The following is a 5707-nucleotide window of genomic DNA, read 5'->3' on the forward strand; positions in this document are numbered from 1 at the left end:
ATATATGGGTCCGCTCCTCCGGCAACTCGGGCACCGATTTCAATTAACACCGGACCTCGTTTTGTCAACATCACTTCCGCATGGAATGCACCATTTTTAATGCCAAGTGCTTGGCATACTAGCTGGGTATACTCTGTTAGTGGTGCATAGCACTCGTCATTGACATAGCGAAGGATTTGCTCATCGTAGACAGGATTACCTTCCACGAATCGCTTTTTCGATTCATACAGTTCAGTAAAAAAGTAGTGGTTGTTTCTAGCTATTCCATTAACCACATACTCGACACCTTCCAAAAATTCTTGGCAAAGTACCGAAGTATTGGTGTCACCAAATAAATCTTGAGTACCAATAATACCGTCAAACGCAGCTAATGCCGCTTCTTTTGAATAGCATATCGAAACGCTATCGGTTCCAGCGCTCTTTAGGGGTTTAACCACCACAGGCCAATTATCGATGTGTGACAGCCAATCAGCAAGCTCGAGCGATGTACTTGCCTTGACTTGCTTGATAGAAGCGATACCCGCTAGTTCCAACGTATGTTGCATTACATACTTATCCCTTCTGGCACAGGACAATGCAAATTCATTGGCAAAAGGAAGACTAAAGGCCTCATTCAACGCGTCTGCCAGTTCAACCCCACCTTCGCTACCAGCAATCACTGCTTTGATGGAATTCACCGCTAAAGTTTCAATAAGATCGTTGAGATTTAAGTTGTAAATAATAGTTTGATCACAACGCCTTCTTATGAGCTCCTTATCTTGATAAAAGTATTCTGGAGTGAATGGCGATTCAACGTGAATTACTTTGTAACCAATAGCTTGGAACGCGGGAACCAAATATTTCCCACCTGTATATGCGTCAACAATGACGATAACATGCTTGTTATGAACTTCAGACATAATTTCCCTATGAATTTAGGTATTTACTAATAAGGGCCGCAACTTCGATAAGGTTCTTTTTCCAATAGAAATGACCGCCAGAAAACTGAAATACGCCTTGAAAAGCACTGGTAAAGCTCTTCCAATTAACCATGGACGCGCAGATAGGCTCATCTGCGCCACACAAAGCCACAATAGGCGTTTCTAGAATCACATTCCTATCGGGGTTATACCGATGATACTGTCGGTACTCATCCCTGATATCCGGCAAAAAAGCACGCAACACTTCTCTGTTACTACTTTCACCTTCGTCACTCAACGAAAGCAAATGATCAATGAACTGCTCATCTTCCATATCAAAAAAGCGGAAGCCATGTTCATCTCGGTCGGGCGGCGCAACCGTGCTGGATACAAAAAGGCACGTGGGAGCAAAACCTCTGCTCTCAAGCTCCCTTGTCACCTCAAATGCCAAGGCCCCCCCCATACTGTGCCCGAATAGCGCAAACTGACCTTTAGGTATCTCGGGCAATAGCTGTTCGACGAGGTCCTTCACAAGGTGCTCGAACCTTTCCTTTGGTAACTCGCCACTCCGCGAATAACGACCAGCCCTATCAATAGCGACCCATCTCATACCATCTGGGAACTCGCTCTGCCAAGACAGATATTGATGGCTCCCCCCGCCGGCATGGGGGAAGCAAAAAACAACCGGTCCGTCCATCAAGCAACCTCCGTTTTTTTGTATTCTATATGGGTTGCCAATGCACTTATTGTTGGATGTTGAAACAACTCAGGTAGTGACAATTGCACACCTAGAGACTTTTCCAAAGCAACCATCAAACTCATCGCTGACAGTGAGTCGCCAACGGTAAAAAAGTGCGTATCGAGAGCTAAGTCTGGTTGTTCAAGTACCTGTTGCCAAACACACCTTACTTTCTCACAAAGGTCATCAGAGTCACTCGCCAATTGGGCTTGTGGGGAAGTTGTCGATTGTTTTTCCCAAGACGCTAACAGAGACTTGTGATCCAACTTTAGGTTCTCTGTAAGCGGAACACATTCCACTCTTTGCCAAAACGTCGGGAGCATATATTTAGGAAGGGTGTTTGCTAGCTCGCCTTTTAACGCTTCAATATCTAGACCTCTATGATCATCCAATACAACAGAAGCAAGTAGCGCAGAACTCTTTTTTTCACGTTGAACGACAGATACAGCCACATCGGAAATTCCTGTGAGATTTGCTATTGCACGTCGCACTTCTTCAAGCTCAATGCGATACCCACTAATTTTAACTTGGTCATCAATCCTGCCCAAAAACAGCAGGTTGCCCTGGAAGTCCCTTTTAACTAAGTCACCAGTGCGATAGCAAAGAGTTCCCTTAAAGGAGACAAAAGCCTGCTCAGTTTTTAACGGATCATTGTAGTAGCCTTCCGCAAGGTGGCGACCCGAAACATAAAGTTCACCCGCTTCATCTACTTCACACAATTCACCGATTTCATTAACAATAGTGCATTCAACACCATCAAATGGTCTCCCTATGGTTGGCGAGTCTCCGGAGATCTTAGTAATTGATGTATTTATAGTATTTTCTGTCGGGCCATAAACGTTGTATACACTCGCATCCAAAGAGGCCAAACGAAGCCACAAATCGCGATCAATAGCTTCGCCCCCGACAATGATCAACCGCAGAGATGGCAATATTTCAAGACCTACATCAAGCAATAGCTTCAGATGTGACGGCACCAAATCAATATTGCATATATCATTGTTACGAATGTACTCCACAAGCAGTTGTGGTGATTTCCGAACGCTGTCACTAATTACATGGAGTGAGTACCCTAAAGCAACAAGCGCCAATCGCTCCAAAGAGCTGTCGAAGCAAAATGAGGCATTCATGGCAACATTGCCGTTTAACAATTCGGAAGGTTGGTAAATATCGTCTTGATGCTTTTTAACAAGGTGTTCATACGCCCCATGGCCAACCAATACCCCTTTTGGGGTACCAGTCGTGCCAGACGTAAAAATGATGTAAGCGTGGTGCGCTTGGGTGGTCCCCAGCTTGGCTGGCTTCAACACTTTTATGTTCCCTGATTCAATGAGTAATTCAGAATCAGCTAACTTCTGCACGGTCTCTTTTCTTGAATCTGGCCAGTTATCATCCAAAGGAACATAAACCCTATTGGCCTTCCAAATTGCATAGGCGGCGACGACAAAATCAACTCCTCTTGGCATGCTGACAGCAACTGTTGCCCCTTCATTTGAAAGACAGGATATCTCCTCGGACAGTGCACAAACACGGCTAAAAAACTCCGCAAAGCTCAGTGATTCCTCTTCATCAACAATAGCTATTTTATGAGGGTGGGCAGTAACTTGGTCTTCCAGGGCCTTTAGCAAATACTTTTCGGACATATTAATTTCCATTCAAATCGTTACCGGATCAATTAGGGAAACTCGTACCGCCCTTTCTCCTTCAAAAGGCTTGCGGCCATGGCTAACTAACAAGTTGTCAGCAATGAGAAAATCCCCCTTTTGCCATTTAAATACGACTTCTGACTGAATAAATGCTGATCTAATTTGGTCAACGACATGATCAGGGATCTCCTCCCCATTGCCGTAAAATGCATGCCTTGGCAACAAATTGGTGCCCAATGACGACAGCAAAGCTTGCCGTATTGCAGGTTCAAGATTTGTGACATGAAAAAGGTGAAGTTGGTTAAACCAAAGCTCCTCTCCCGTTATCGGGTGTTTAATGATAGCGTGCCTTTTTTGCTTCGTACGTAAATGAGTGGGTGAAAGCCATTCAAACTCGATGTCGTTGTCATTGCAGTATTGATTGACCTCTGACTGGTTGTCGGTTTGAAATGCTTCTTGCCACGAAAGATCAAAGCCTCCATCAAAGTTACGTTGATACATGACGCCATTCTGACGAAACTTGGCAACCTCTTCGGAGGGAAGAATATCAAGGATCTTCCTATTATCTGAAATCGGAGTTTCGCCACCTGAATCCGCGACAACCAAGGAGCAAAACAAAATCTTGCCAGGCACCACTTTTTGAAAAGCATTTTCACTGTGATTAGCTATCAATTTTTTTGCTGGATATTCTGTACTCGTATACACACCTTTCGCTGTCTGTATACGTTGAGTAGAACGCTCTTTGTAGTTCAACTCTTGCTGCGCTAGAGTTGAAACTATTTGGCTGAATTTATCATCGCTATCAACATGAAAACCTCGGAACAACAAACATTTTTTATCCGCTAAGATAATTTCCAAATCCAGACCTGAAAGAGCTTGCTCAACGGTTTGCCCCTCTGTCTGAGGAGTCACCATGTATATGTGGCTATAGCGATCATCTAATAGGGAAAGATTGCAATTTTCGATGGTCATTATTAGGCCCACCTTGATACGTCGGGAAAGAAATCATTCAGAGAATATCGTCCAGGCAAATCTGATTTGTGATTGTATATATACATGGACAACGCAAGGTCCAATACACCGAGACCAAAAGGAGAAAAAATCGTTGGCTTGTTTGGATCCAAGGGCAGCCCATCTGATATAAACTGCGCCAAGGTTCCATTGGCGAAGCGTCTATTGCCTGTCATTTGCTCTGCTAGATGGGGAGATGTATTTGCCTTCATACAATGTTCAACATCATCAAACACATTGTTGCTGGCAAGAATAGTTTCTGGCGGTATGTCCCTTAACGAGATATTAAGCACAAGTTGGTTGGCGTTGAAACGGAAGTTAGGTTCCAAGTAGGGTGATGGGGCGGTTGTAGTAAAAACGACGATGTCCGCAGACAGTGCATCCTCTAAAGACGTGCTCATTTCTATATGCTGGTCTGTTTTTTTCGACATATGATCTGAAAACATTCGAGCATTTTCTTCCGATAGATCAAAGATTTCGAATTGACCTATTTCCCAATCATCGGCATGGAAGAACTCAACGATATTTCTAGCTATAACACCGCCTCCAATGATCGCAACACGAGCAGCAGATTTTCCTGTTTTGCATAAATAATTTGCTGCAAGAACCGCTGAAGCAGATGTCCTCGTTGAGCTTATTTGAGCCCCTTCTAACAAACAAAATGGATAACCAGTTTCTCTATCATTTAGTAAGATTGCCGCAGAGGCTCTCTGCAAATTGCTCTCAATATTTTTAGGGAAACTCGATATCCATTTAATACCTGCGACATTAATTGAGTGTCTGCTATCTTTTATTGTTGACGGTAAAGCGATAATCCGAGCTTCAGGCTTATCTTTAAACCTCAAAAAATAACTATCAGGATTTTCAGTAAGACCATTATCATGGGCCAGATATGTTGATTCAATTACACCTAATATGTCTTTCTTACATTCGGAGAGAACGTTTTCTATGTATTCACCACCGATAACTTCAAATTGCTTTTGCATATTATTGACTTTCACCATTAACTAAACATCCAAATTTTTCTTCACACCACTCATTGCTATATACTGTATTGACGTATCCACTACCCAGATCAGGGGAAATCGCGACAACTTTGTCTGTTTCCTTAAATAATCTGCTGATGCTTCTAACACCCGCCAACACGGTCCCCGTTGACGCTCCAGCAAGATAGCCATACCTTTCCGCTAGCTCGCGGCATACCTTCACAGCATCTTGTTCGGGAACTTGTATTAGCATGTCCAGATATAATGAACTAAAAAAAGGAGGTTGAACGCTGGCTCCTAACCCTGGCAAATATCGGGGCCCAGGTTCCACGCCAAAAGTCACGGAACCGACAGAGTCCACTGCAATTACTTTTGTATTGGGGGAATGAACTCGAAAGTATTCGGAACACCCCATAAGAGTACCTG

At 43.6% G+C, this 5707-nt stretch carries 6 protein-coding genes; all 6 read right to left on the reverse strand.

The features are described 5' to 3' along the window. Nucleotides 1–899 (reverse strand): ATP-grasp domain-containing protein (locus CAG65_RS11520; protein WP_161453726.1); only part of this gene is annotated, 899 nt, incomplete at its 3' end. Between the two features lie 7 nt (nucleotides 900–906). After that, complete coding sequence (locus tag CAG65_RS11525; protein ID WP_161453727.1) at nucleotides 907–1596, reverse strand: thioesterase II family protein; 690 nt, start codon at nucleotides 1594–1596, stop codon at nucleotides 907–909. After that, entirely contained in the window at nucleotides 1596–3281 is a 1686-nt protein-coding gene (locus tag CAG65_RS11530) for a non-ribosomal peptide synthetase (protein ID WP_161453728.1), read from the reverse strand. Before CAG65_RS11530 ends, CAG65_RS11525 begins: the two co-directional genes overlap by 1 nt. A gap of 12 nt (nucleotides 3282–3293) precedes the next feature. Then, nucleotides 3294–4256: a TauD/TfdA family dioxygenase gene (locus CAG65_RS11535; RefSeq protein ID WP_161453729.1), complete on the reverse strand. Its 963-nt coding sequence runs from the start codon at nucleotides 4254–4256 to the stop codon at nucleotides 3294–3296. A 2-nt stretch (nucleotides 4257–4258) separates the two neighbouring features. Then, nucleotides 4259–5281, reverse strand: coding sequence for a 2,3-diaminopropionate biosynthesis protein SbnB (gene sbnB / locus CAG65_RS11540; protein ID WP_161453730.1), 1023 nt, complete (start codon nucleotides 5279–5281; stop codon nucleotides 4259–4261). Nucleotide 5282: 1 nt separating this feature from the next. Next, nucleotides 5283–5707 (reverse strand): pyridoxal-phosphate dependent enzyme (locus tag CAG65_RS11545; protein ID WP_161453731.1); only part of this gene is annotated, 425 nt, incomplete at its 5' end.

This window comes from Vibrio sp. V39_P1S14PM300, from assembly GCF_009904765.1.
GTDB classification, from domain to species: Bacteria; Pseudomonadota; Gammaproteobacteria; order Enterobacterales; family Vibrionaceae; genus Vibrio; species Vibrio proteolyticus.

Bases quoted from the DNA above. Each gene is read 5' to 3' on its own strand.
- CAG65_RS11525 (WP_161453727.1), bottom strand. From the start codon at position 1,596: ATGGACGGACCGGTTGTTTTTTGCTTCCCCCATGCCGGCGGGGGGAGC.
- sbnB (WP_161453730.1), bottom strand. From the start codon at position 5,281: ATGCAAAAGCAATTTGAAGTTATCGGTGGTGAATACATAGAAAACGTT.
- CAG65_RS11530 (WP_161453728.1), bottom strand. From the start codon at position 3,281: ATGTCCGAAAAGTATTTGCTAAAGGCCCTGGAAGACCAAGTTACTGCC.
- CAG65_RS11535 (WP_161453729.1), bottom strand. From the start codon at position 4,256: ATGACCATCGAAAATTGCAATCTTTCCCTATTAGATGATCGCTATAGC.